This is a genomic window from Phyllobacterium sp. (assembly GCF_037994425.1).
GTDB lineage: Bacteria > Pseudomonadota > Alphaproteobacteria > Rhizobiales > Rhizobiaceae > Phyllobacterium.
Genome location: NZ_JBBNAM010000107.1, coordinates 1 through 24,593, shown reverse-complemented (window position 1 = coordinate 24,593; position 24,593 = coordinate 1). Strand labels below are relative to the sequence as shown.

The window sequence follows — 24,593 nt, the reverse complement described above, 5'->3', positions numbered from 1 at the left end:
GAGTCAAGACTGGCGGAGCCCGGCGTGGCTAGGCACGCTTCCGGGCAGTTTGATCCACAAAATCGACGTACAACCCGGGGTTGTCTCAGTTCGTGTCGGCGATAGATCTTCGATCGTTGCAAATGTTTACGGCAAATGAGCTCAAGCGACGCCAATAATTGGCGAATTGAGACCTTTTGACCTTAACTCGGGTGATTCTGGCAGATGACACGGTTGCGGAAAAATGGCAGATAGTGCCATCACGATTCAACTTTTAAGGAGATTTTCATGGCATCTGTTGCCAAAAGCAGACTCTTTGCGGCCGCAGCGGCCGGGCTTCTCTTGACAGTAGGGGCCGCGCAGGCCGCTCCCTCCTGCGGAAACAATTCCGCTGGGTTCCAGGAATGGGTCCAAGCCTACAAGCAGCAGGCGCAGGCGCAAGGAGTTGGCGGCAGAGGCATCAGCGCTCTCGACGGCGTGAGCTATGCGAGCAAGACCATCAATGCCGACCGCAACCAGAAGAGCTTCAAATATTCGCTCGACAAGTTCATGCAGGTGCGCGGCGGCCAGACCATCATTTCGCGTGGCCGATCGCAGAAGGCGCAAAATGCGGCTCTGTTTGCCAGCATCGAGCGTCGGTTCGGCGTTCCGGCCGGCCCGTTGATCGCAATCTGGGGCATGGAGACCGGCTTCGGCAACTTCATGGGCAACCAGAATACCCTTTCGGCCGTCACGACCCTTGCTTTTGACTGCCGCCGCCCGGAATACTTCCGCGAGCAGTTGAACGCGGCGCTGAAGCTGGTTGACCAGGGAACGCTCGCAGCCAATTCGGTGGGTGCGATGCACGGCGAAATCGGTCAGACCCAGTTCCTGCCGCTCAATGTTCTGCGCTATGGTGTAGATGGGGACGGTAACGGCCGCGTCGATCTGCGCTCCAAAGCTGACGCGCTCGCCTCGACGGCAAATTTCCTTCGCGGCCATGGCTGGCAGTCAGGAGCAGGTTATCAGCCGGGGCAGCCGAACTACAGCGCGATTCAGGGTTGGAATGCTGCCAGCGTCTATCAACAGGCGATCGCGATCATCGGTGCGAAGATCGACGGTCAATAGTCCGCGGTCAGCACACAAGCATATGAAAGGGCCGGTGCAAGCGCGCCGGCCTTATCATTCCGACTAGAAACCTTCGCAGGCTTCGCCGACGGAACTCTGCGCGCTCTCAATGATTTTGTCGCCACGAAAGTTGAAGATTTCGCGCGTATAGGTGGCATTGCTTGGGAACTGATAGCAGACGAACACGGTGACTGTTCCGTTGTCCGTATTGCCAATACGGTGCCGGAGCGTTGCGCCGCGAACTGCGTTCTTCCACTCATCGAGGCTTCCGAGAAATTCGTCTTTTGTCTGGATCGAGTCGATGTCTTCGAGGATCACCTTTGCCTCGTCGGCGAGGAGTTTGTCGAACATGGCGCGGTCGGCCGTCGCAAGGGCTGCATACCATTGTTGGATCAGGCGCTGGTGGTTGTCCGCTGCGCGGCCGGCATAGGTCAGCGAGAGGATGATGGCGATCGCAAGAATTAACCGCGCCATCATCGTTCGGCCTATTCCAGGGATGGCGCGCCGACCTCTTCCGGGTCGGGACGGACGAAGTCGCCGGTTTCAGGATTCATGATCCAGAGTTCACCGGTCGAAATGTCGAACCAGGCGCCATGCAGTGACAACCGCCCCTTCTTCTCAAGAATGTCGATGCAGGGGAAACTCCGCAGGTTGCGGATCGAATAGCGTATCGAGATACGTTCTAGCGCGGTTTGGCGCTCGAGCGTTGTCATCAACGCATTGGCCGAAACGGCTTCCGCGGCCGGCGCCACAAGGCTCATCCACTTCCCGATGAAATCGCCGGGCGACAATGGCTCGCTGGAGGGATCGAGTGCCGCCTTGATGCCGCCGCAGCGGCCATGGCCAAGTACCACGATGTTCTTGACCTTGAGGCTTTGCACGGCAAACTCGAGCGCGGCGGATGTGGCGTGGTACTCGCCGTCCGGTGCATAGGGCGGCACGAGATTGGCGACGTTGCGCACCACGAAAATCTCGCCAGGCGCAGTATCGAATATAATCTCGGGCGCCGAACGCGAGTCGCAGCAGGCAATGACGAGGGTTTCGGGTGTCTGGCCCTTTTCGGCAAGCTGCTTGTAGCGCAACGTTTCATTGGCATAGCGGTGCGCCATGAAGTTGCGATAACCGGTGAGAAGTTTCTCAGGAAGCAGGGTCATGGTTTTGCTGTAGTCCTCATCATCGCGAAGATCAATTGGTCTTCAGTATGGTGCAAGGTCGAAACTCAGGCCCGGATGCCTTTGCTGGGATGCACGAGCCGGCGCATCTGCGTCATGGCCATCGGCGTGGACAAGCTTGAGGCGTCAGCCTCGAGCATCAGTTCGTCGGCACCGCGCTTGGCCGAACGCGCCATGATCTCGAACACCGAGGCGGTGGTCCGCTGCAGGGCCTGCTCGGGCTCGAGCCCCGCGAGCGTCCGGGCAAGGAACAGCGCCGAAGTTAGGTCGCCGAGGCCGTTGGTCGGGCCGTTGACAAGGCGGTGCTCGGCAAGCAGCGCCAGCGAATGGGTAATGAGAAGATTGCCCGTGCCGCCAGCAATCATCGGATGTGCGGAGGTGACGAGCATGGTGCCGGGGCCCGCATGCAGGGCCGCCTGCATGATTGACCTGTTATCCGGTAGTTCGGCACCCGAAAGCCATGCAAGCTCGAATCGGTTTGGCGTCGCAATATCGGCAAGCGGCATCAGTTCATCGCGGATAGCCGCTGCGGTTGCCTCGGGAACGTAGAGGCCCTTTTCATCGCCGATCACGGGATCGCAAAGGTAGCGCACGGCTTTCACGCGCTGCTTCAATGTCCTGACCAATCGGGCAACGCTGGCTGCCTGGGCCGCATTGCCGAGATAGCCGGTCATGATGGCACTTATCTCGCCAAGCCACGGCGCGCGCTCGAGATCGGAAATCAGATCGTCGAATTGCTGTGGTTCAGGCACGATGCGTTTGGCCGGGCCGTGGCCGGGATGCCAGGGAAGTATGACAGTCGGTACGGCCCAGACCGGATGGCCAAGTGTTTCAAGCGCAAAAACCGCACCCCGATTACCCACCGCGCCGCGAACGACATGGCTCGAAATGACGATGACAGCGTTGGATGAAACAGCAGAACCGGTCATGGGCAATACTCATGTGAAGGGGTCGGAAAAGGGAAGGGTCTGGTGGCGCGCCTAAACTCAGCCTTTTCCGGATAAGGAACTAATCAACCAAATAAACATCGCGATTAATACTAGCAATCCCAGTAACCGGCCGATGCGGGTACCCCAGAGCTCGATAGGGTCAGCTGCGTCAGCATCCTCGGCGGAAAAATGCCGCTTCGCGCGAGTGACGATGGGATTGCCATGAACAGCCGACTCGCGCTCGATACGATCCAGAATGCGTCTGGATTCTGTGTCCGGCTGTCGATTGTCAATCTGTTCAGGCATGACGTGTCCATTCGATTGCGAAGCAAATCAGCATAGCGCTTTGGCAGTTCCTTTTGCAGAAAAAAATGTCTAGGGTCGGCCTTGCTTCGTTCGAAGGCCGCCCGGCCGGTGAATCTGCACTTGGGGAGAGGATTCCGATGCAATATTTGCCTTCAATTACAATGCCGCGCCGCGCGCTTTCAATTCTAGCCGTAGCACTTCTCCTGCCGCTGCTCTCCGCCTGCGGGTTCAACGTGATCCCGACCAATGAGGAGCGGGCCAAGGCGGCCTGGAGCGAAGTTCTCAACCAGTACCAGCGCCGCGCCGATCTTATTCCGAACCTGGTCGAGACCGTGAAGGGTTATGCCGCCCAAGAAAAGGATGTGCTGACTTCCGTAGTTGAAGCGCGCGCCAAGGCCACCCAGGTCCAGGTCACGCCTGAAACTTTGACCGACCCCAACGCTTTCAAGGCTTTCCAAGATAATCAGGCGAACCTTACGGGAGCGCTGTCGCGGCTCCTCGCGGTGGTCGAAAACTATCCGGATCTGAAATCCAACCAGAACTTCCTCGCCCTGCAATCGCAACTTGAGGGCACAGAAAACCGCATTGCCGTTTCCCGCCGTGACTATATCGAGGCGGTGCGTGTCTATAATACGTCATTGAAGACGATGCCGACCATGATCTGGAGCTGGATATGGTTCAGGGGCAATGAGCCGTACCAGACCTTCACGATTGACGACACGGCAAAGCAGACACCACAGGTGAAGTTCTAGCAGTTAGCCGGAAAGAAGGCTTGTGTGATGTTTGCGGTCTCCTCTGCCACGCGTGTACGCTTCCGCGACTGGTGTGAGGGAGGATGCACCCGACTGGCACTGCACGTCCTTTCTGCCGTCGTTCTTGTGGCATTTCTATCGGTTTGCGCTTTCGCTGCGGAACTCCCGACCCTGACCGGGAGAGTGGTCGATGGCGCAAATATCATCGATGCGGCGACTCGCGCCGCAATCACCGAGAAGCTCGCGGCCTACGAAGCAAAATCCTCCGACCAGGTGGTGGTCGTAACGGTGCCGAGCCTCGACGGAGAAGAGATCGAACCCTACGCCAACAGGCTCTACCGTTCATGGGCGATCGGGCAGAAGCAGGAAAACAACGGCGTTCTCCTGGTGGTCGCTCCAAACGACCGCAAGGTGCGTATCGAGGTCGGCTACGGACTTGAGGGCACGCTGACGGACCTTCTCTCCAAGCTCATTATTGAAAACGCCATCATTCCGGGCTTTCGCTCCGGCGACTACTCGGGCGGGATTTCGCGCGGCGTCGATGACATATTGACCGTCCTCTCCGGAGATACGGCCGAACTTGAAGCGCGAGCCAAGCGCAACATCAAGGAACCGACTTCCGACGTCGATTGGTTCATGGTCATCTTTATAACGATATGGGTTTTGATCTTTTTAGGAGGGTTCGCCACGGCCGTGCTTGCTCCGGTCTTCGGGCGCAAGATCGGGCCGGGTCAATATGAATGGCTCGGTATGCGCATCGACAATCGCCCGCGTCGGCGTTCCGGCGGTGGCTGGTCGGGCGGAGGTGGCGGTTGGACATCGGGTGGCGGCGGCTGGTCGTCGGGTGGAGGAGGCGGCGGTGGTTTTTCCGGCGGCGGCGGATCCTCCGGCGGTGGCGGCGCGTCGGGGAGCTGGTAAGCGATGAGGGTGATGAACGAAGCCGACCATGCCAGCATCGCCGCGGCAATCCGCGAAGCGGAAAGCCGCACCAGCGGCGAAATCTACGCGGTACTGGCGCGGCACAGCGATAGTTATTTCTTCGTCGCCGGCTTTATGGTCGCCTGTGGCATCCTGTTCGCTGCAGTCCTTGTCGCTGTTGCGGCTCACTGGTTCTGGTATTCCATACCCCTTCCGATCTTCGGTCTGGCGATTCTCATGGCATTCCTTACCGCCTTGCTCGTCCTTTGGCTGGTCCCTGGTGTCAATATTTGGCTAGTGCCGAGACGTGTCCGTTACAGGCGCGCGCACCTCAATGCGGTGCAACAGTTTCTGGCGCGCAACGTTCACCTTACGGCGCAGCGCACCGGAGTGCTGCTGTTCGTCTCGCTCGCAGAACGCTATGCCGAGGTTGTGGCCGATGCCGGTATCAATGCCAAAGTCGGCCAGCAGGAATGGAACAACATCGTTGCGATTCTGATCGAGCATGCGGGGAGGGATGAATTGCCGGCCGGATTCCTCAAAGCCATCGAAATCGCCGGCCTGCTTCTGGAAGAACATTTCCCGGCCAGACCCGGCGACATCAACGAACTGGATGACCATCTGGTCGAATTGTAATTTTCTTGCGTGTCATACGATTTTCACCCCCTCAGTGCAGTTTGGGGTCGAAAATGGCTTCTGAATGGCTATGATCATGCAAAATAAGCAATGAGGGGGAATTTTGATGGCTTCACAGACCGCATTGGACCGAAAGTCCACCCCGAAGCCCAAAGCACCCAAGGCCGCCAAAGACAAGAAGGCCGAGGCCGGACTGTTCGAAGAGTTGCTATTCGCCCGGGCCCCTGACGAAGACCTAGCCGATTATGACAGAGGCGCTATCCAGGCCTCGGCGAAGCTGGCCGAGAACGCGCTGTCGCGGTTCAAGGGCGGTGAGTCGATCGTCGATGTCAGTGACGGTTCGCTGGTTTATCGGGATGGCCGTCCTGTGACGGTCATTTCGTTGATTAACGACAATATGCCCTTCCTGCTCGATTCCGTCCTTGGCGAGATCAGTGACAGGGCGAGCGCGGTCTACCTCGTCCTGCATCCAGTCATGGACATCGATGCCAAGACGAACAAGGCCATTGGCCCGGCAGGTCCCGACAAGCCCGGCAAGGATGTGGCGCGGGTCAGCGTCATGCAGATACATGTGCCGGCGCTCGATGCGCCCTCGCGTGAAATCATGCATGCGGCGCTTACGACCGTGCTGAAGCAGGTGCGGGAGGCTGTGCGCGACTGGAGGCCGATGCTTGACCGCCTCGGTGAGGCCATCGATGCCTACAAGACCGGAAAGCTGCCGATGAAGAAGGCAGCGGTCGATGAGGCGGTCTCCTTCCTCGAGTGGCTCCGCGACGACAATTTCACTTTCCTCGGCGTCCGCGAATACGATTACCTCGGCGACAGCAGCCAGGGAGAACTCGAACGCTCCAGCAAGACTGGGCTCGGTATCCTCGGCGATCCGGATGTGCGCGTTCTGAAACGCGGCAATCAGGGCGTTACCACGACGCCGCAAATCATTGCCTTCCTGACCGGCCCGGAACTGTTGATCGTCACGAAGGCGAACACCAAATCGCTGGTGCACCGTCGCGGCTACATGGACTATATCGGCGTCAAGACCTTCGATGCGGACGGCCGCATCATTGGCGAGCTTCGCTTCGTCGGCCTCTTCACTTCCGGCGCATACACTCGCTCCGTATTGAAGATCCCCTATCTGCGCTCGAAGACCGAAGCGGTCATCAGTCGCCTCGGCTTCAATCGGGAGGATCATTCTGGCAAGGCGCTGCTCAACGTTCTTGAAGGTTATCCGCGCGACGACCTGTTCCAGATCGACGTGAAGACGCTGACCCGCTATGCCGAAATCATTCTGGCTCTCGGCGAGAGGCCGCGCGTGCGCGTGCTGCCCCGAGTCGACCCCTTCGGCCGCTTTGCCTCGATCATCGTCTTCGTTCCGCGCGAACGCTATGATTCCGTCGTGCGCGAGAAGATGGGCGCTTACTTTGCTTCAGTCTATGAAGGCCACGTATCCGCCTATTATCCCGCCTTCCCGGAAGGGAATCTTGCGCGTGTGCACTTCATCATCGGTCATGCGGAAGACGACTTCCCAAAGGTCAAGCGCGAGACGCTGGAGGAAAGTGTCCGCGCCATCGTCCGCACATGGGAAGATGCCGTCGCCGAAGTCGGCGATCGCAAGGGGACCACACAATACACCACCCTCGCTGCCGCCTTTCCCGATTCCTATCGCGAGAATTTTTCCGCTGATGAGGCGCTCGTCGACGCAAGCCGCATCGCGGGTCTGTCGCGCAACAATCCGCTCTTCGTCGACTTCTACCGACACCGGACGGACGGGCCCAATGCCGCGTCGCTGAAGATCTACCACTATGGTTCGGCCGTCGCCCTGTCGCAGCGCGTGCCGCTGCTCGAAAACATGGGTTTCCGGGTCATCAGTGAACAGACATTCGCACTGCCAGCGGCTGACGCAAGCCCGCTCTATGTGCACGATATGGAGCTCGTCAGCGCCTCGGGCGCGGCCATTGATCTGCGTGACAATGGCGGCCTGTTCGAGGATGTCTTCCGCACGATCTGGAGCGGCGCATCGGACAATGACGGTTACAACGGATTGGCCCTGAGCGGCCAGCTTACTGCCCGCCAGATCATCATTTTGCGCGCCTATGGGCGCTATCTGCAGCAGGCAGGGATTCCCTATTCGCAGGATTTCATTGCGATTACGCTCAATCGTTACCCCGCCATCGCGCGCCAGCTTTATGAATTGTTCGAGCAGCGCCTGAGCCCGCTGAAGGCCAAAAGCGCCCAGTCGGAACGCAAGGAGGCTGCAATTCGTGGCGCAATCGAGGAAGCGTTGCAGGGCGTTCCGAGCCTTGACGACGACCGCATCCTCCGGCGCTATCTCAATCTGATCGAATCGACACTGCGCACCAACGCGTTTTCTACCGAGGAAGATGGCAGTGAACGCGTTTCGCTCGCCTTCAAGCTCGATCCTCGTTCGCTCGACGAACTGCCGGAACCGCGGCCCTACCGCGAAATCTTCGTCTACGGGCCGGAGGTGGAGGGTGTGCACCTGCGCTTCGGGCCTGTCGCCCGTGGTGGCCTTCGCTGGTCAGACCGCGCCCAGGACTACCGCACGGAAGTGCTCGGCCTCGTCAAGGCGCAGCAGGTCAAGAACGCGGTTATCGTGCCGGTGGGCGCCAAGGGCGGATTCTATCCGAAGCGCTTGCCCACGGGTGGCGACCGCAACGCGATCTTCGAGGCTGGCCGCGCCGCCTATATCACCTTCATTTCGACGCTACTTTCGGTCACCGACAATCTCCAGGGTGAGACTGTCGTGCCACCGGCGAATATCGTCCGGCGCGATGGCGACGATCCCTATTTTGTCGTTGCTGCGGATAAGGGCACGGCAACCTTCTCGGATACGGCCAATGCGATCAGCCAGGCGCATGATTTCTGGCTCGACGATGCCTTCGCTTCGGGCGGCTCGGCCGGCTACGATCACAAGAAGATGGGCATTACGGCGCGCGGCGCCTGGGAAGCGGTAAAGCGCCATTTCCGTGAGATCGGGACCGATATTCAGAAAACACCGTTCACCGTTGTCGGCGTCGGCGATATGTCGGGCGACGTCTTCGGCAATGGTATGCTGCTGTCGCCGCAGACCCGGTTGATCGCGGCCTTCGATCATCGTGATATTTTCATCGATCCAGAGCCCGACGTTAAGGCGACGCTGAAGGAAAGGCAAAGGTTGTTCAATCTGCCGCGTTCCAGTTGGCAGGATTTCGACACGTCGAAAATATCGGCAGGCGGTGGCGTGTTCTCACGCTCGCTGAAATCGATTACTCTCTCCAAGGAAGCGGCTAAAGCCATCGGCCTTACGAAGACTGTCGCAACGCCTTACGAGATCATGACTGCCGTCCTCAAGGCGCCGGTCGACCTTCTATGGTTCGGGGGCATCGGCACCTATGTGCGCTCCCTGGGCGAAAACGATGCCGAGGTTGGTGACCGTGCCAATGATGCGATCCGCATCACGGGTAGTGACGTAAGGGCGAAGGTCATCGGCGAAGGTGCGAACCTTGGCGTCACCCAGAAGGGACGCATTGAGTTCGGACTGCTTGGCGGGCGCTGCAATTCCGACGCGATCGACAATTCCGCCGGCGTCAATACCTCGGACGTCGAGGTCAACATCAAGATTGCGCTGGCGCAAGCCATGCGCGCCGGCAAGCTCAAGCGCCAGCAGCGCGACAAGATTCTGGAATCGATGACCGCTGAGGTCGCCGACCTCGTGTTGCGCAACAATTATTTGCAGACGCTCGCCCTATCGCTGGCGCAGCGTCGCGGACTTGCCGATCTCGCTTATCAGGCCCGGTTCATCAGCGACCTTGAAGCGAGGAAGCTTCTCAACCGCAAGGTCGAAACTCTGCCGGATGACAAGGCTCTGGCGGAACGTCAGGTCGATGGCATACCCTTGACACGAGCTGAACTTGGCGTCTTGCTTGCTTATGCAAAAATCGTCCTCTGCGACCAACTGTTAGCCAGCGATCTACCGGATGATCCCTATCTCGTGCGCGAGCTCATGGAATACTTCCCCAAGCAAATGCAGTCGGGATTTGCGGACGAGATCCATTCCCATCGCCTGCGCCGTGAAATCATCGCAACGCAACTCGCCAATGACATTGTCAATCGCGGCGGCCCTACTTTCGTTAGTCGGCTATCTGACTTGACTGGTCGTTCGGGTCCGGAGATTGTTCGGGCATACGTCATAGTTCGTGATGGCTTCTCGCTCGATGGCGTTTTCGAGGCGATCGATGCGCTGGACAATGCCGTGCCTGGCGATACGCAGAACGGCTTCTACGCCAAGGTGGCGCAAATGCTGAACTGGACGACGGCGTGGGTCCTTCGCAACGGTGCGGCGGCTGTCAGCCTTACGCAAGCGATTGATGAGATCAAGAAGGCCCGCAACGCGCTGCAGCCGCGGCTCGACAAGCTGCTGCCCGCGTCGATGCTGGGGTTAATCCGTGAGGACACGGCCGGCAATGCGGCGCTCGGCGCTCCGCCGGCGCTTGCCGCGCAGTTGGCGCGCCTCTCGGTGGCGCCGATCATTCCGGATATCGCCGCCGTGGCACAACAGGCCGATATCGACATCGCTGCCGCCGGCAAGGCCTATTTTGATATTTCCGAGGCATTCCGTATCGGCCGCATCGAAGACGCTGCGCGCGGTGTTTCGATTGCTGATTACTATGACGGCCTCGCGCTCGCCAGGGCCACGGACTTGATCTCTCAGGCGCGGCGCGGCATCGCAGTTGCGGCGCTCAGCCAGCACGGCAAGACCGCCGATCCAGCGAGGGACTGGCTCGCCAGCCGTGGCGCGCGCGTCGATGAGGTTCGCCAGCGCATGGCGAACATTGTCGAAAGCGGCGACCTGACGGTTTCGCGGCTTGCCGTTGCAGCAGGCCTGCTTTCGGACTTGTCGTAGGCTTCGTGTTTGATTTGAACCCCCCTCGGTCCCGCCGGTGAGCACTACTCCGTTGAGCCGCGAAAGCAGTCCTTCCACGACCAAAGCAGGCATCTGGGGATGGATGCTGTTTGACTGGGCCGCCCAGCCATTCTTCACCGTCGTCACCACGTTCATTTTCGGGCCTTATTTCGTCTCCCGCATGACGAGCGATCCTGCACTTGGCCAGGCGGCCTGGGGTTATGCCATCGCTGTTTCCGGCCTGTTCATCGCCGTACTGTCGCCCGTGCTCGGATCGATTGCCGATCAGACGGGAAGGCGCAAGCCCTGGATTGCCTTCTTCGCCGCCATCAAAATCGGTTCACTCGTCATGCTATGGTTTGCGGCTCCCGGCTCGGGGCTGATGATGCCGCTCATTTTCTTCTCCCTTGCCTCGATTGCGGCAGAATTTTCGATTGTCTTCAACGATTCCATGATGCCGCGGCTGGTCGCGCCGAAGGAAATCGGCCTCATATCGAATGTCGCATGGGGCCTCGGCTACCTTGGCGGAATGATCGCCCTGATATTCGTCGTCGCGTTCATGGCCGGATCGCCTGAAACAGGCAAGACAATGCTTGGCCTTCAACCGATCCTCGGGCTCGATCCCGCGAGCGGAGAGGGCGACCGGGCAACAGGGCCGCTCGCCGCTTTGTGGTACCTCGTCTTCGTCCTGCCGATGTTTTTCTTGACACCCGATGGCGCACGCGGCTTGTCCATGAGGCCCGCGGCTACAGCGGGACTGGCCAACTTGCGGTCGACGTTAAGCGAGGTACGCCAACGCTCCGGCATTTTCCGCTTCCTCATCGGGCGCATGATTTACCAGGACGGCGTGAACGCCCTGGTGGTACTCGGTGGGGCCTTCGCCGCGACGATGTTTGGCTGGGCAACGGCCGAGATCGGTATTTTCGGCATTATCCTTAACGTCGTTGCCATCTTCGGCTGCCTTGCAGCGAGCAGACTCGACACCGTGCTCGGCTCAAAAGTAGTCGTCTCGATCTCGCTCATCGTATTGGTCATCGCCACGATTGGCATCATTTCCACCGGACCCGGCTACACGCTGTTCGGTTTGGTCCCCCTCCCGGGTACAGACAGTGGCGGCTTGTTCGGAACGCCGGCCGAGAAAGCCTATATCGGCTTTGGCCTTCTCATCGGCGTTGCGTTCGGTCCGGTGCAGGCCTCGTCCCGGTCCTACATGGCGCGTAGTGTTTCAGTCGATGAAGCCGGCCGCTATTTCGGCATCTATGCTCTGTCTGGACGCGCCACCAGTTTTCTTGCGCCCTTCCTTGTAGCGACCGTAACGGCAGTCAGCGGGTCGCCGCGCCTCGGCATGGCGACGATTATCGTATTTTTGCTGGGCGGATTGGCGATCCTTCTGAGAACGCCCTATCCGGCAGCAATTCCTAATGCCGGAAATGACGCATCCCGGTAAATACCATGGCGATATCATGTGCGTCGGCAGCAGCAATGACCTCGTCATCACGCATCGATCCGCCCGGCTGAATCACTGCTGTCGCACCTGCGGCGACGGCAGAGAGCAAGCCATCGGCAAACGGGAAGAACGCATCGGACGCAACAACCGAACCCTTGGTCAAGGGCATCGCCATGCCCGCTGCTTCGGCAGCGTCTTCCGCCTTTCGCGCTGCGATACGGGCGCTATCGACACGGCTCATCTGCCCCGCTCCGATGCCAACGGCAGCGCCATCCTTGACATAGACAATGGCGTTGGATTTGACATGCTTGGCGATGCGGAACGCAAGTTTGAGATCCGCCATCTCAGCATCAGTCGGTGCGCGTTTCGTCACAACCGTCAAGTCGAGGTCGTCAACCACGCCGCTATCGCGCGATTGGACCAGGATACCGCCGGCAACGGTCTTGGCGCTGATGCCGGAGGCTCGCGGATCGGGTAGTCCTCCGGTTACCAGCAGGCGCAAGTTCTTCTTTGCAGCAACGATCTCCTGCGCCTCCGGTGTTGCATCGGGCGCAATGATGACTTCGGTGAAGATCTTGACGATTTCCTCGGCAGCTTCAGCGTCGAGCGTGCGGTTCAGCGCAACGATCCCGCCAAAGGCCGACACAGGATCGCAAGCGAGTGCCTTCAAATAAGCGTCCTTGAGGGTGGCGGCTTCCGCCACACCGCAGGGATTTGCGTGCTTGATGATCGCGACCGCGGCGGTGCGTGCCGGGTCAAACTCGGCGACGAGTTCGAATGCAGCATCGGTGTCGTTGATGTTGTTGTAGGAAAGCTGTTTGCCCTGAAGCTGCGTAGCGGTTGCAACGCCCGGACGCTTCTCGCCGGTAAGATAGAAGCCCGCGGACTGATGCGGGTTTTCGCCGTAGCGCATGACCGAATGAAGGTGGCCGCCAATTGCGCGGCGGGAAGGGGTTTCCGTCATCAGTGCTTCGGCGAACCAACCGGAAATTGCAGCATCATAGGTGGCGGTGCGCGCATAAGCCTTGGCAGCGAGGCTCTGGCGGAACGAGTAGGGGAGTGATCCCTCATGCTTGTCGAGCATCGCGACCACCATCTCGTAATCGCCGGGGTCGGTCACGACGCCGACATAGGCATGGTTCTTGGCTGCGGCGCGGATCATTGCCGGACCACCAATGTCGATGTTCTCGACGATATTGGCATAGTCCGCCCCGGAATGCCGGACTTCCTCGAAGGGGTAGAGATTGATTACCACGAGGTCGATGCCGCCGATTTCATGTGCCTTCATCGCTTCGACATGTTCCGGATCGTCGCGCACGGCAAGGAGGCCGCCATGTACCTTCGGATGCAATGTCTTGACGCGTCCATCCATGATCTCGGGAAAGCCGGTGATCTCCGATACGTCGCGAACCGGGATGCCCTCCGCAGCGATCGCCTTCGAGGTGCCGCCAGTCGACAGTATCTCGATTCCATGGCGGTGCAGTGCATGGGCCAGGGCCGTGAGGCCCGACTTGTCGGAAACGGAAAGCAGCGCCCGACGGACTGGATGAAGGTTCGGCGGAGTAAATGATTTTGCGGCGACGGCCATTGGAGTTCGTCCTTAGCAGAATGATGGGGGCGTGGATTTGGCGGCTCTAACACAGCCGTTCTCGGAATCCTACTTAGGATCGCGCATTTGCCGGAATTATGCCGTGACACGCGCGAAATTAGGTCAGATACATTGACATATCTCGTTCGATGGCGTCATATCCGCCCGGCTTATGCGACGTTCGAGGAGGAGTTTCCGAACGGGAGCGCTTAGGCAACAAGGCGATCAAGCGAGTAGAAAATGAGCAACTGGGAAGCCAGATACGCAACGCGTGCAAACCGGATGCGCGCTTCTGAAATCCGTGAACTGTTGAAACTGCTCGATCAGCCGGACATTATTTCCTTTGCCGGCGGTATCCCGGATCCGGCGCTGTTTCCGACCGACGCCTTTCGCAAAGCCTATGAACGTGCGCTCGTCGACGGTCAGGCCGGTCCAGCGCTCCAATACTCGGTCAGCGAAGGCTATGCTCCGTTGCGCGAGTGGATCACCGTACGTCTCGCGGCCCTTGGCATCATCTGCGATATCGACAACATCGTCATCACCTCGGGTTCGCAGCAGGCTCTCGACTATCTCGGCAAGCTCTTTCTCTCGCCCGCCGATACGGCGCTGGTGACGAGCCCCACCTATCTCGGTGCGCTGCAGGCCTTCAACGCCTACGAGCCCAATTATGACCGGCTGACGCCAGAACACGGCAATATGACGCCCGCCGCCTACCAGGATACAGCGGCGCGCAATGGCGGACGTCCGAAGTTCGCCTATATCAATCCGGATTTTTCGAATCCTGCCGGAGAAACGCTCGATTGCGCCGGCCGCGAACGGCTGCTCGATCTCGCAGATGAACTCGACATTCCGATTATCGAAGACGCCGCCTATCAGGGACTGCGCTATGATGGCGAGCCGGTGCCGCCGATCCTTGCGCTCGATATTGCCCGCAAGGGCGATATCGACGCGACGCGCACGATCTATTGCGGTACGTTTTCCAAGACGCTGTCGCCTGGCCTGCGCCTCGGCTTCGTCTGCGCTGCAAAGCCCGTCATCCGCAAGCTTGTCCTGATGAAGCAGGCAGCGGACCTGCACAGCCCAACCATCAACCAGATGGCGATGTACCACGCCGCCGTCGATATTTACGACGAGCAGATCGAACGTCTGCGCGCGACCTATGGCGAACGGCGCGACCACGTTCTGGCGGCACTTGAAAAGTATATGCCGGAAGGTGTGTCATGGACGAAGCCGGAAGGCGGCATGTTCATCTGGGTCACATTGCCTGAAGGTATCGACGGTGCAAAGCTTCTCGCCCGCTCGATTGAAGCCGAACGTGTCGCCTTTGTGCCTGGCCAGGCATTCCACGCCGATGGCAGCGGGGCAAATACGATCCGCCTGAGCTTCTCGCTTGCATCGGCAGAGGTCGCCGATACCGGCATTGCGCGGCTCGGGCGGCTCATCGGTCAGGTGATGACGGAAAATTAGCTCGAGGCGTCCTATACTCCGAGACTCGTCCGCGTGAACTGCCACTCTACCTCGGGACGCTGGGCGGCGCTGAAGGAAAGTGTGATCTGGCGGGTCCTGACGGGTCCGCGGAAACCGGCAAAAAACAGCGAATCCTCGACAAACGGCTGTATGGTCGCGGAGAACATCCAAACGTCGTCGTTCTCGGCCTGAAGGATGATCAGGCCGTTCTCGTCGACCGAGACGTGGACTGCGGGATGCAGGTGAAATCGGATCACGACATCTTCAGCCCCGGTATCGCGCAGGGGATTTCGCCCCGCGGCAAAGAAGCTGTCGATGCCTTCGATCACGCTACCATTGTGAGACAATACAACCTGGCGTTCGTGATAAATGCCGAACGGCCGGACGTAGCCATTGTGGTTGGCAACGAAACCCACCGCGCCTTCCCGTTCAATACGCTCGATGTTCACTTTGGTCGGTCCAGCGATGATCGGGGTTCCGATCATGTTTGAGAGACCGGAGGTGGCGCTGAAGCGGCAGGAGGAAGTGTCGTTGATCGTTGCCGTGGAATGCGCGGCCGTCGAACGGGCAAGCGGCCGGAACTCGGGTGGACCATAACGATCGACGCCCGCATTCACGATATAGCGGTTGCGGCCTGACGACATCTCGAATGAAAGGCACCCCGCATGGGCATCACGCGAGGCGGTGACCGGCGGCGCCAGCCCGGTGTCGGCGATAATCGTCGTTGAGTCCATAGACAGACGTTCGTAGCCCGAATGCGGAGCATGAATGAGCGGAAGGCCGCCGATATCGTCATGGCGCAACACGGCAATCACCCGCTCCGGCATGGTGGCGCCGACGCCATTGAACAGGGCAAGGCTTCCGTCATGGTGGCGGAAGAAACGCAGCGCGGGCAGCATGCGCTCGATGGCCTCGATGAGCGCCTTTGGGGGCGCTTCCTGTCCACTGGCATAGGTTTGGCGCAGCGGCAGGAGGTCGGCCAGTAATTCGAGAATGATCAAAGGATTGCGCGAGATGTGGCCCCCATCCGGCAGGATCTGGCGCGTAAGTTCATATTCGAGATTGCGGCGGGCCGAACGGCTGGTGCTCGATGCCACCGGCAGGGCGAGCGCCGCTAGGGCGAGAGCGATGCGCGCGCGCAGCTTCTCTTCACCGTCGTCCATAACCGCCGCCATCGTCCGCAGGTAGCGGACCTGGACGGCAAGCGAGCGCATGAACTGGCGATAGGCGCGCAAATCCGCACCGGCCAGAATGAGGCTCGAATGCTGCAGCCACGCGATAATCCTCTGCGCCGTAACCTCCGGGACCCATGCCGGACCGGCGATAGAGCGACCATGGGTGGTGATCCAGTCGCTCAGCAGTGCGCGGGCATTGGCCGTAGCGAGGTCGGTACCTGCAGCGCGCAGATGGCGCAGCCAGCCAAAATTGTGAAGTGCCGCCTGCCATGCGGCGTTGGGTGGTTCGACAAGAAACGGCGAGCGACCACCGGTCTCCACAACCTTGCCAGCAAGGGCAAAGCGACCATGGTAAAACTCCTCGGCGATGTGTGGATCGGCCGGGCGCAGATCCTGGGGGGCAATGAGCACACGCTCCGGCGTGAAACCGGTGAAGCGCCAGCGATAGAGCGGCCCCATACGCACGCGTCTGCGGAAACGGCGCCACAATTGCGCCGTCGCAAGTCCCCACATTTGCGGTGTTTCGCTGAGCGCGACCATATTGTTCTTGCTTCGAATCGTCGACGACAGCCTAAACTATCCGGTCAAACAGTTAAAATTTTAGTATTTGCGCCGGAATCGGGCCGCAAAGAAGCCATCCATGCCGGAAAGCGCAGGATCATCATTGGCAAGGTCGGCGGGCGTTGAGCGAACGTAGCCTTCCTTGGTGATGAGTTCGGCAAGACCTCCAATTTCTTCTGCAGTGACCGGAACGAGTTCAATTGCCGGGTTCTTGGCAAGAAGGTCCTTGGCGACCGACTCGCCTTCAAGCGGATCGAGCGAGCAATTGGAAAACACGATGGTTCCACCGGCCCGGACAAGGGTAACGGCGTGATCGAGCAGCTTGGCCTGAAGGGCGGCGAGCTTGGCGATGTCTTCGGGTGTTTTAGTCCAGGGGACGTCGGGATGGCGGCGCACCGTCCCGGTCGAAGAACAAGGGGCATCCAACAGAACCGCGTCGAATGGCTCGGCAGGATCATAGATCGCAAGATTTGCTTCCACGGTCTCCGCGTTCAGTTGCAGGCGCTCCAGATTCGCCCGGAGCCGCTTCAATCGGTTGGCGGAAAGGTCAAGCGCCGTAACCTTTGCGCCCGCTTGAGCAAGCTGCGCGGTCTTGCCTCCCGGCGCGGCGCAAAGGTCGGCTACGCGTTTATCCTTGATGTCACCGAAAAGCTTGGCCGGAAGGCTGGCCGCCGTGTCCTGCACCCACCACTCGCCTTCGGCAAAACCGGGCAGACTGGTCAAAGCCCCTTCAATAGTCGCAAGCCGAACGGAGCCTGTCGGCAGGGCCAGTCCGCCGAGCCGCTCGGCCCATTCCTTGGGGTCGCCTTTGACTGTCAGATCGACGGGCGGTTCCTTGGCCTGGATTTCGAGAATGGCCGCGGCCTTTTCCTTGCCGTAGGCTGCGACGAGACTCGCTTCGAACCACGCGGGGACATTGGTGGCCGACGCTCTTTCAAGGCTCTCCTTCTCCCGCGACAGGCGGCGCAGGACGGCATTCACCATCGAAGCGAAGCGGCGATTGCGCGGATCGTTATTCGCGGCTGTTACGGCAAGATCGACCGCTGCCCGGTCTGGAAGGTCGAGATAGAAGATCTGCGCGGCGGCCACGTGCAGAAGATGCTTCAAAGCGACGGCGTTTTCTGGCAATGGCCTGTCAATCATCCGGCCGATTGCCGCTTCGATCGTGCCGCGGTTTCGAAGCGCGGCGCCGAGGATAGCGCGCACCAGCGAGCGGTCGCGATCGTCAAGCGCCATATATTGCGGGTGCCCGTTATTGTTGTCGGTCAGGCCATCGAGCGAGGTGTGCTTTTCGATGACGGCCCCAAGCAGGCGGGTGGCGCATTGACGCGCGGCAAGGCCGGGACGGTCCTCCGCTTCAATGGGGTCTGCCGGTTTCTGCTTCCTGCCGAAGTTTCGCTTGGTCGCGCGTTCGGAACTCATGCCCACGGGCCTTTGCGGCTTGCGCCGTTACGTCCCCATGGTGTTGGCCGGTCGTCCCGTGGTTCGTCGTCGTCGAGCGGCTGCTCGTTACCGCGCGTAGGCTTGGTCGGCGTAGCCGTCTGATTGAACTCCTTGGCCATAGCCTCGAGCGCAGCAATGCGGTTTTCGGTGTTTGGATGGGTAGAAAAAAGATTGTCCGCGCCCTGACCGCTCAAAGGATTGATGATGAATAGGGGTGCCGAGGCTGGGTTGCGCTCGGCGTCTTCGTTGACGATCTGCTTTGCGCCACGCGCGATCTTGTTGAGGGCGGAGGCCAACCACAGCGGATTCCCACATATCTGCGCGCCGCGCCGGTCGGCCGCATATTCCCGTGTACGGCTGATGGCCATCTGCACGATCATCGCCGCGAATGGGGCCACGATCATGGCGACAAGGACGCCGATGAAACCGAGCGGATTGTTGTTTTCGCGGTTTCCGCCGCCAAAGAACAGGGCGAAATTGCCAAGCATCGATATGGCACCGGCGAGCGTTGCAGTAATCGTCATCGTCAACGTATCGCGGTGCTCAACATGGGCTAGCTCATGGGCCATCACCGCCGCCACTTCCTGCGGCGAAAGTCGCTGCAAAAGGCCGGTACTTGCGGCAACGGCCGCGTTTTGCGGGTTCCGGCCAGTGGCAAAAGCGTTCGGCTGGTCGGCTTGGATCAGATAGACCTTCGGCATCGGCAGTTTAGCGCGCGCGGCAAGATCCCTGACGATGCCGTAATATTCCGGCGCACTGCGCTCGTCGACCTCAACGGCGTGGTGCATGCGCAGCACCATCTTGTCAGAGTTCCAGTAGCTGAAAAGATTCATGCCGGCCGCCATGACGAGGGCGATCATCATACCCCCCGAGCCGCCAATGAGGTAACCGACGCCCATGAATAGGGCGGTCATGAAGGCAAGCAGCATTGCGGTGCGCACGACGTTCATGGATGCATTCCTCCCCTCGGATATGAAGCGTTCGATACTATGACTGGCAAGGGCATTCCTTTTGTTGGCCATCTTCCGGTATATGATGGTGTTTTATTGAGCAAGCTTCAATGACGAGTGTCACATGACCGACGAACAGACATCAAAGGCACCGCAAGCAGATAATGATGATGAACGCCAGCGCCCAACTTTCGATCAATTGCCACCGGCCGCCCAGCGTGCGCTGAAGGAGGCGGAGGCGCGGCGGAATTCCGAAAAAAATTCAGCCGAGAAACCGCGTGAGATCGGCGGCCGTGGTGGCAAGGATCCTTCTCGCTACGGCGATTGGGAAATCAAGGGCCGCACCATCGACTTCTGATGTCGTCAGTGCCGAATGATCTCTATTCCCAGGCGCTCGCGCCGGAGCCAGCGGCTGACTAGCAGGATCGCCGCCGTCGCGAGCCCACAGACGAGGCCAAGCCAGATCCCCGCGCCCTTCATATCCAGCCAGAAGCCGAAGGCGATTGAAAGAGGCAGGCCTATGCCCCAGTAAGCGATGGCTGCATAAATCATCGGCACCGTCGTATCGTGCAGGCCGCGCAGCATGCCGCTTGCCACAGCCTGGCCGCCGTCGAAAATCTGGAAAAGTGCCGCAAAGGCGAGGAATGAAACGGCAAGGGAAATGACTTCGGCGTTGGCAGGATCGCCAATATCGATGAACGCGCCAATCAACTGATGAGGTGCGAACAGCATGAGCATAGCTGTGAGCACCATGAAACCGGTTCCCGCCGTGAAAGCGACCCAGCCGGCGCGCCTGATACCGTCGTGGTCCTGCGCACCATAGGCGCGGCCAACGCGCACGGTCGCCGCCTGGCCGAAGCCCATTGGCACCATGAAGGCAATGGCGGCGATCTGGATGGCGATCGCATGGGCGGCAAGGAAATCCGCGCCAAGCAGCCCCATCAAGAAGGCCGCGGCATTAAAGATCGTTACCTCGAAGCTCATGATAGCGGCGATCGGCAGGCCGAGGCGGAGCAATTCAACATAGCGTGGCCAGTCGGCGCGCCAGAAGCGGCCGAACAGATGATAGCGGCGGAATGTGCGGTCGCGCATGATGACGACCGCGAGGCCAATGAACATCATGAGCGACGACAGGGATGTGGCGATGCCGGACCCGACGATCCCGAGCCGCGGAAATCCAAGGTGTCCGAAGATCAGGCACCAGTTGGCGAGCGCATTGAAAGCAACACAGAAAAGCGCAACGAACAGCGCCCAGCCGGGGCGTTCGAGCGCAGCAATGAAGGACCGCAGGACAATGTAGCCGTAGAATGGTAGCACCGCCCACTGCAATGCCCGAACATAGGCCTCGGCTGTGGCGGCCAGCTGCGGGTCCTGCCCCATCGCAATGAGTATCGGCCCGGTGTGCCACAACGCCAACCAGATCGGAATTGAAATGGTAACGGCGAGCCAGAGGCCCTGCCGCACGGTGCGACGAACCTCGCGCACGGAGAAGCGATTGCGTCCGAGCTCCTTCGCCATCATCGGCGAGGTCGCGAGCATGAGCCCTAGTCCGAAGATCATTGGCATGTAGTAAAGGTTGGTTCCAAGAGCGCCAGCCGCAAGCGTATCGGAGCCGACCCAGCCCATCATCATCACGTCCGTTGCGGTCATCGCAGTCTGCGCGAGATTGGTGAGTATCATCGGCCAGCTCAGGGCCAGCATCGCAATGATTTCATCACACCACGCGCGCCGGGACGCGGCGTTTTGGCTTAGGGCAACCGACATGGATCGTGGTCTTTCAGAGGAATTTGCCTCTCATTGAGGCAGGATGCACTGATTCCAGGCAAAATCTTGGTATCACCAAACTTGGGAAGAGCAAAGGGGCAAGCTGCGCAACTTGCATTAGTGGCTCGGCGAGTGTGCGTCGGAAGCGCATCGGCACAAGAGGTTAAGCACCTCCCGAATGGGCTCAACGGAAAGGGCCACCCCGAAGGGTGGCCCTTTCCGTCTGGCACAAAGCCGACTTTGGCCTTCTTCCCGGCTTTCACCGGGCGCTTATTCAACGGAGAGACGATCCCCGATGGAAAGCATCAGACGCCTTGTGGCAGATTGCGAAATCACGAGACATCGGATCACCTCCTTTTCGTTCGTTGAACACAATTGGAGAATGGGGTCTCATCGCCTGCGTTTCAAGAGAAAAAAGCAAGGCTGCTTGCGCATGGGTTGCAAAGCAGCGCAGCCGGCCATAAGCCAAGCAGATCGAATTTCGCAACGCACCCGACGCGCATTGACAGCGCCGGGTGCCTGGGGGCAGAGAATGGCAGCTGAGGACAAGGCAGCGCGGATCATCCGCACGGTAGTTGAAGTACTCGAACCGCAATTTGCAGTTGAATTATGGGATGGAACGCGCATCGGCGAGACGGATGGTCCGATCCTTGCCATCAATGATCCGATGGCCGTGCGCCAGATCGCCTTGAAGCCCAACATCGGATCAATTGTTGAATTGTGGGTATCGGGCCAGATCGACGTCAAGAACGGCACCCTGTTCGACCTCGTTGAACGTGGTCCCAAGGGCAAGTTCAAACAGAAGTTAAAGAGCCTCCCCAAATGGCAGTTGCTGAAGGACGTTCCTTCGCTCCTCATCAGCGGCGGGAAAGCCGGCAATTCCGGGCTCGGTGGCAGGAACCCCTATGTCAGCGGGTCAAACAAGGAAGCGATCACGCATCACTACGATGTGTCGAACGCTTTCTACCAACTCTTCCTCGATGAGCGCATGGTGTACACCTGTGCCTATTTCAATGATTGGTCCAACAGCATCGACCAGGCGCAGGCGGACAAGCTCGAATTGATCTGCCGGAAGCTTCGCCTGCAACCTGGGGATCGCCTGCTCGATATAGGCTGCGGCTGGGGCGCCATGCTGATCTATGCGGCAAAGAATTATGGCGTGACCGGAACAGGCGTATCGTTGTCGGAGGCGCAGACTGCCCTTGCGCGGGAGCGGATCAAGGCCGAAGGTCTTGAAGACAAGATCACGATTCACGTGAAATCCTACGAACATCTCGACGGCCAGTTCGATAAGATTTCGTCCATTGGCATGTTCGAAGCGGTCGGCATTGCCCACTACGACACGTATTTTTCAAGCGTTCACAGATTGCTCAAGCCGGGCGGTCTCTATCTCCATCATGCAATCACGCGGCGCATGAAACGCAACAAAAAAACCTTCGGACGCAAAAGCGCCGAACATCTTGCCTTGGTCAAATACATATTCCCGGGCGGCGAACTCGACCATCTCGGGATGACCGTCGAGAATCTCGAGGGTCATGGTTTCGAGGTCCATGACGCCGAAAACCTGCGCGAGCATTATGGCCGGACCTGTCGCATCTGGGCCGATCGGCTGCATGCGCGTTTCGACGAGGCCATCGCGGAAGTCGGCGCACCCAGGGCGCGGCTGTGGCTCCTTTATTTGACCGGGTGCGCCCTGGCCTTCGAACGGGGCACAGTCCAGATCAATCAGACGCTGGCTTCACGCCGCAAGCGCGGGCTCTCGGCCGTACCGCAGACAAGAGCCGACCTTTATCGCTGAAGGCTTGGCCCCACTTTTTGCAAGATCAACCCCTGCGATTCTGGCGGTTGGCAACGAGATCATCGACTACGGTTGGATCCGCAAGTGTCGAGGTATCGCCGAGCGCCCCGAAATCGTCTTCGGCGATCTTGCGAAGGATGCGGCGCATGATCTTGCCGGAACGGGTTTTTGGCAGGCCGGGCGCAAACTGTATCTTGTCCGGCGTGGCGATAGGTCCGATTTCCTTGCGCACGTGGGTTACCAATTCAGCACGCAATGCATCGCTTCCCTCAAGACCAGCCATCAGCGTTACGTAACAATAGATGCCCTGGCCCTTGAGATCATGCGGATAACCCACGACTGCCGCTTCCGACACGGTGTCATGTGATACGAGCGCGGATTCCACCTCCGCGGTGCCCATACGGTGCCCGGAAACATTGAGGACGTCATCGACGCGGCCAGTGATCCAGTAGTATCCGTCCTTGTCACGGCGGCAGCCGTCGCCGGTAAAATATTTGCCTTTATAGGTGGCAAAGTAGGTCTCGATGAAGCGCTTGTGGTCGCCATAGACCGTCCGCATCTGCCCCGGCCAAGAATCAGTGATGCAGAGGTTGCCGTCTGCCGCGCCTTCGAGCACGTCGCCTTCATTGTCGACGAGCTGCGGCTGCACGCCGAAGAAGGGTCGCGTGGCCGAGCCGGGCTTGAGCGGCGTCGCGCCAGGCAGAGGCGTGATCAGAATACCGCCGGTTTCCGTCTGCCACCAGGTATCGACGACGGGGCAGCACTTGTCCCCCACCACCTGATAATACCATTCCCAGGCCTCCGGATTGATCGGTTCGCCAACGGATCCAAGGATGCGTAGCGATTTGCGCGACGCCTTCTTGACCGGTTCGTCGCCGGCGCTCATCAAGGCGCGGATGGCCGTCGGAGCCGTATAGAATATGTTGACGTTGTGCTTGTCGATGACTTCCCAGAACCTCGATACCGACGGATAGTTCGGAACACCCTCGAACATCAGCGTCGTCGCGCCATTGGCAAGCGGTCCGTAGACGATATAGGAATGCCCCGTGACCCAACCGACATCGGCGGTGCACCAGTAAATATCGCCGTCATGATAATCGAAGACGTATTGGTGCGTCATCGAGGCGTAGACCAAGTAGCCGCCGGTCGTGTGCAGAACGCCTTTCGGCTTGCCTGTCGAGCCGGAGGTATAGAGAATAAAGAGTGGGTCTTCCGCCTTCATCTTTTCGGGCTTGCACTCTGCCTTAACGCTGGCGATCTCCTCGTGATACCAGAGATCGCGGTTGGTCGCCCAGCCGGTCTTGCCACCGGTGCGCCGCACAACGAGCACGTTTTTCACCATGACATACTGCTTGGCGGCGATGTCGATCGCTTTGTCGGTATTGTCTTTCAACGGGATCGGTTTGCCGCCGCGCATGCCCTCATCGGCAGTGATAACGAAGGTGGACTCGCAGTCGACGATGCGACCCGCGAGCGCGTCGGGTGAGAAGCCGCCGAACACAACGGAATGGATGGCGCCGATGCGCGCGCAGGCGAGCATCGCATAGGACGCTTCCGGAATCATCGGCATGTAGATGGTGACCCGATCGCCTTTCTTGACGCCGTGTTTCTTCAGCACATTGGCGAGACGGCAAACTTGCTCGTAAAGCTCGTTGTAGGTGATCTTCTTGTCGAGATAGGGATTGTCGCCTTCCCAGATGA

The 24,593-nt window shown here is 59.5% G+C and carries 19 protein-coding genes; 9 read left to right on the top strand and 10 right to left on the bottom strand.

Annotated features, from left to right (window positions below; all coding sequences use genetic code 11):
* Positions 1 to 267: 267 nt before the first annotated feature.
* Positions 268 to 1,086 carry a lytic transglycosylase domain-containing protein gene (locus AAAB35_RS07750; RefSeq protein ID WP_340667645.1) on the top strand — a complete coding sequence of 273 codons (819 nt, stop codon included), beginning with the start codon at positions 268 to 270 and terminating at the stop codon, positions 1,084 to 1,086.
* A gap of 63 nt (positions 1,087 to 1,149) precedes the next feature.
* Here the strand turns inward: AAAB35_RS07750 and AAAB35_RS07745 are convergent, their stop codons facing one another.
* The 4 genes from AAAB35_RS07745 to AAAB35_RS07730 form a co-directional block, all read right to left on the bottom strand.
* On the bottom strand, positions 1,150 to 1,563 hold the full coding sequence (locus tag AAAB35_RS07745) for a nuclear transport factor 2 family protein (protein WP_340667644.1): 414 nt from the start codon (positions 1,561 to 1,563) through the stop codon (positions 1,150 to 1,152).
* An 8-nt stretch (positions 1,564 to 1,571) separates the two neighbouring features.
* Positions 1,572 to 2,240, bottom strand: coding sequence for a carbonic anhydrase (locus tag AAAB35_RS07740; protein WP_340667643.1), 669 nt, complete (start codon positions 2,238 to 2,240; stop codon positions 1,572 to 1,574).
* Between the two features lie 65 nt (positions 2,241 to 2,305).
* Complete coding sequence (gene pdxY, locus AAAB35_RS07735; RefSeq protein ID WP_340667642.1) at positions 2,306 to 3,187, bottom strand: pyridoxal kinase PdxY; 882 nt, start codon at positions 3,185 to 3,187, stop codon at positions 2,306 to 2,308.
* A 57-nt stretch (positions 3,188 to 3,244) separates the two neighbouring features.
* Positions 3,245 to 3,493, bottom strand: coding sequence for a hypothetical protein (locus AAAB35_RS07730; RefSeq protein WP_340667641.1), 249 nt, complete (start codon positions 3,491 to 3,493; stop codon positions 3,245 to 3,247).
* Positions 3,494 to 3,630: 137 nt separating this feature from the next.
* Between AAAB35_RS07730 and AAAB35_RS07725 the strand changes: the two genes are divergently transcribed.
* The 5 genes from AAAB35_RS07725 (at position 3,631) to AAAB35_RS07705 (ending at position 12,146) form a co-directional block, all read left to right on the top strand.
* Positions 3,631 to 4,245, top strand: a complete 615-nt coding sequence (locus tag AAAB35_RS07725) for a LemA family protein (RefSeq protein WP_340667640.1) — start codon at positions 3,631 to 3,633, stop codon at positions 4,243 to 4,245.
* 27 nt (positions 4,246 to 4,272) lie between these two features.
* Complete coding sequence (locus tag AAAB35_RS07720) at positions 4,273 to 5,163, top strand: YgcG family protein (RefSeq protein ID WP_340667639.1); 891 nt, start codon at positions 4,273 to 4,275, stop codon at positions 5,161 to 5,163.
* 3 nt (positions 5,164 to 5,166) lie between these two features.
* Positions 5,167 to 5,799: a TPM domain-containing protein gene (locus tag AAAB35_RS07715; protein ID WP_340667638.1), complete on the top strand. Its 633-nt coding sequence runs from the start codon at positions 5,167 to 5,169 to the stop codon at positions 5,797 to 5,799.
* A gap of 106 nt (positions 5,800 to 5,905) precedes the next feature.
* A complete protein-coding gene (locus tag AAAB35_RS07710) occupies positions 5,906 to 10,699 on the top strand; it encodes an NAD-glutamate dehydrogenase (protein WP_340667637.1) in 4,794 nt (1,597 codons plus the stop codon).
* A gap of 103 nt (positions 10,700 to 10,802) precedes the next feature.
* On the top strand, positions 10,803 to 12,146 hold the full coding sequence (locus tag AAAB35_RS07705; protein ID WP_340667646.1) for an MFS transporter: 1,344 nt from the start codon (positions 10,803 to 10,805) through the stop codon (positions 12,144 to 12,146).
* On the opposite strand, the gene purH is transcribed toward AAAB35_RS07705, so the two are convergent.
* Positions 12,118 to 13,734: a bifunctional phosphoribosylaminoimidazolecarboxamide formyltransferase/IMP cyclohydrolase gene (purH, locus tag AAAB35_RS07700; protein WP_340667636.1), complete on the bottom strand. Its 1,617-nt coding sequence runs from the start codon at positions 13,732 to 13,734 to the stop codon at positions 12,118 to 12,120. The two genes, AAAB35_RS07705 and purH, sit on opposite strands and share 29 nt — an antisense overlap.
* A gap of 240 nt (positions 13,735 to 13,974) precedes the next feature.
* Between purH and AAAB35_RS07695 the strand changes: the two genes are divergently transcribed.
* Positions 13,975 to 15,201 (top strand): PLP-dependent aminotransferase family protein, encoded by a 1,227-nt coding sequence (locus tag AAAB35_RS07695; RefSeq protein ID WP_340667635.1) that lies wholly within the window; start codon positions 13,975 to 13,977, stop codon positions 15,199 to 15,201.
* A gap of 11 nt (positions 15,202 to 15,212) precedes the next feature.
* Here the strand turns inward: AAAB35_RS07695 and AAAB35_RS07690 are convergent, their stop codons facing one another.
* The 3 genes from AAAB35_RS07690 to htpX are packed head-to-tail and all read right to left on the bottom strand — an operon-like array spanning position 15,213 to position 19,330.
* On the bottom strand, positions 15,213 to 16,916 hold the full coding sequence (locus AAAB35_RS07690) for a heparinase II/III family protein (protein WP_340667634.1): 1,704 nt from the start codon (positions 16,914 to 16,916) through the stop codon (positions 15,213 to 15,215).
* A gap of 60 nt (positions 16,917 to 16,976) precedes the next feature.
* Positions 16,977 to 18,359, bottom strand: coding sequence for an RsmB/NOP family class I SAM-dependent RNA methyltransferase (locus AAAB35_RS07685; RefSeq protein ID WP_340667633.1), 1,383 nt, complete (start codon positions 18,357 to 18,359; stop codon positions 16,977 to 16,979).
* Complete coding sequence (gene htpX / locus AAAB35_RS07680) at positions 18,356 to 19,330, bottom strand: zinc metalloprotease HtpX (RefSeq protein ID WP_340667632.1); 975 nt, start codon at positions 19,328 to 19,330, stop codon at positions 18,356 to 18,358. Before htpX ends, AAAB35_RS07685 begins: the two co-directional genes overlap by 4 nt.
* 124 nt (positions 19,331 to 19,454) lie before the next feature.
* Between htpX and AAAB35_RS07675 the strand changes: the two genes are divergently transcribed.
* Complete coding sequence (locus tag AAAB35_RS07675) at positions 19,455 to 19,688, top strand: DUF1674 domain-containing protein (RefSeq protein ID WP_340667631.1); 234 nt, start codon at positions 19,455 to 19,457, stop codon at positions 19,686 to 19,688.
* Between the two features lie 5 nt (positions 19,689 to 19,693).
* Here the strand turns inward: AAAB35_RS07675 and AAAB35_RS07670 are convergent, their stop codons facing one another.
* Positions 19,694 to 21,031 (bottom strand): MATE family efflux transporter, encoded by a 1,338-nt coding sequence (locus AAAB35_RS07670; RefSeq protein ID WP_340667630.1) that lies wholly within the window; start codon positions 21,029 to 21,031, stop codon positions 19,694 to 19,696.
* A 595-nt stretch (positions 21,032 to 21,626) separates the two neighbouring features.
* Between AAAB35_RS07670 and AAAB35_RS07665 the strand changes: the two genes are divergently transcribed.
* Positions 21,627 to 22,892: a cyclopropane-fatty-acyl-phospholipid synthase family protein gene (locus AAAB35_RS07665; protein ID WP_340667629.1), complete on the top strand. Its 1,266-nt coding sequence runs from the start codon at positions 21,627 to 21,629 to the stop codon at positions 22,890 to 22,892.
* A 25-nt stretch (positions 22,893 to 22,917) separates the two neighbouring features.
* On the opposite strand, the gene acs is transcribed toward AAAB35_RS07665, so the two are convergent.
* Positions 22,918 to 24,593: acetate--CoA ligase (acs, locus tag AAAB35_RS07660; protein ID WP_340667628.1), on the bottom strand; the 1,676-nt coding region annotated here is incomplete at its 5' end.

Excerpts from the sequence above, each read along its gene's own strand:
- AAAB35_RS07750 (WP_340667645.1), top strand. The coding sequence starts at position 268 with ATGGCATCTGTTGCCAAAAGCAGACTCTTTGCGGCCGCAGCGGCCGGG.
- AAAB35_RS07745 (WP_340667644.1), bottom strand. The coding sequence starts at position 1,563 with ATGATGGCGCGGTTAATTCTTGCGATCGCCATCATCCTCTCGCTGACC.
- AAAB35_RS07740 (WP_340667643.1), bottom strand. The coding sequence starts at position 2,240 with ATGACCCTGCTTCCTGAGAAACTTCTCACCGGTTATCGCAACTTCATG.
- pdxY (WP_340667642.1), bottom strand. The coding sequence starts at position 3,187 with ATGACCGGTTCTGCTGTTTCATCCAACGCTGTCATCGTCATTTCGAGC.
- AAAB35_RS07730 (WP_340667641.1), bottom strand. The coding sequence starts at position 3,493 with ATGCCTGAACAGATTGACAATCGACAGCCGGACACAGAATCCAGACGC.
- AAAB35_RS07725 (WP_340667640.1), top strand. The coding sequence starts at position 3,631 with ATGCAATATTTGCCTTCAATTACAATGCCGCGCCGCGCGCTTTCAATT.
- AAAB35_RS07720 (WP_340667639.1), top strand. The coding sequence starts at position 4,273 with ATGTTTGCGGTCTCCTCTGCCACGCGTGTACGCTTCCGCGACTGGTGT.
- AAAB35_RS07715 (WP_340667638.1), top strand. The coding sequence starts at position 5,167 with ATGAGGGTGATGAACGAAGCCGACCATGCCAGCATCGCCGCGGCAATC.
- AAAB35_RS07710 (WP_340667637.1), top strand. The coding sequence starts at position 5,906 with ATGGCTTCACAGACCGCATTGGACCGAAAGTCCACCCCGAAGCCCAAA.
- AAAB35_RS07705 (WP_340667646.1), top strand. The coding sequence starts at position 10,803 with ATGCTGTTTGACTGGGCCGCCCAGCCATTCTTCACCGTCGTCACCACG.
- purH (WP_340667636.1), bottom strand. The coding sequence starts at position 13,734 with ATGGCCGTCGCCGCAAAATCATTTACTCCGCCGAACCTTCATCCAGTC.
- AAAB35_RS07695 (WP_340667635.1), top strand. The coding sequence starts at position 13,975 with ATGAGCAACTGGGAAGCCAGATACGCAACGCGTGCAAACCGGATGCGC.
- AAAB35_RS07690 (WP_340667634.1), bottom strand. The coding sequence starts at position 16,916 with ATGGTCGCGCTCAGCGAAACACCGCAAATGTGGGGACTTGCGACGGCG.
- AAAB35_RS07685 (WP_340667633.1), bottom strand. The coding sequence starts at position 18,359 with ATGAGTTCCGAACGCGCGACCAAGCGAAACTTCGGCAGGAAGCAGAAA.
- htpX (WP_340667632.1), bottom strand. The coding sequence starts at position 19,330 with ATGAACGTCGTGCGCACCGCAATGCTGCTTGCCTTCATGACCGCCCTA.
- AAAB35_RS07675 (WP_340667631.1), top strand. The coding sequence starts at position 19,455 with ATGACCGACGAACAGACATCAAAGGCACCGCAAGCAGATAATGATGAT.
- AAAB35_RS07670 (WP_340667630.1), bottom strand. The coding sequence starts at position 21,031 with ATGCTGGCCCTGAGCTGGCCGATGATACTCACCAATCTCGCGCAGACT.
- AAAB35_RS07665 (WP_340667629.1), top strand. The coding sequence starts at position 21,627 with ATGGCAGCTGAGGACAAGGCAGCGCGGATCATCCGCACGGTAGTTGAA.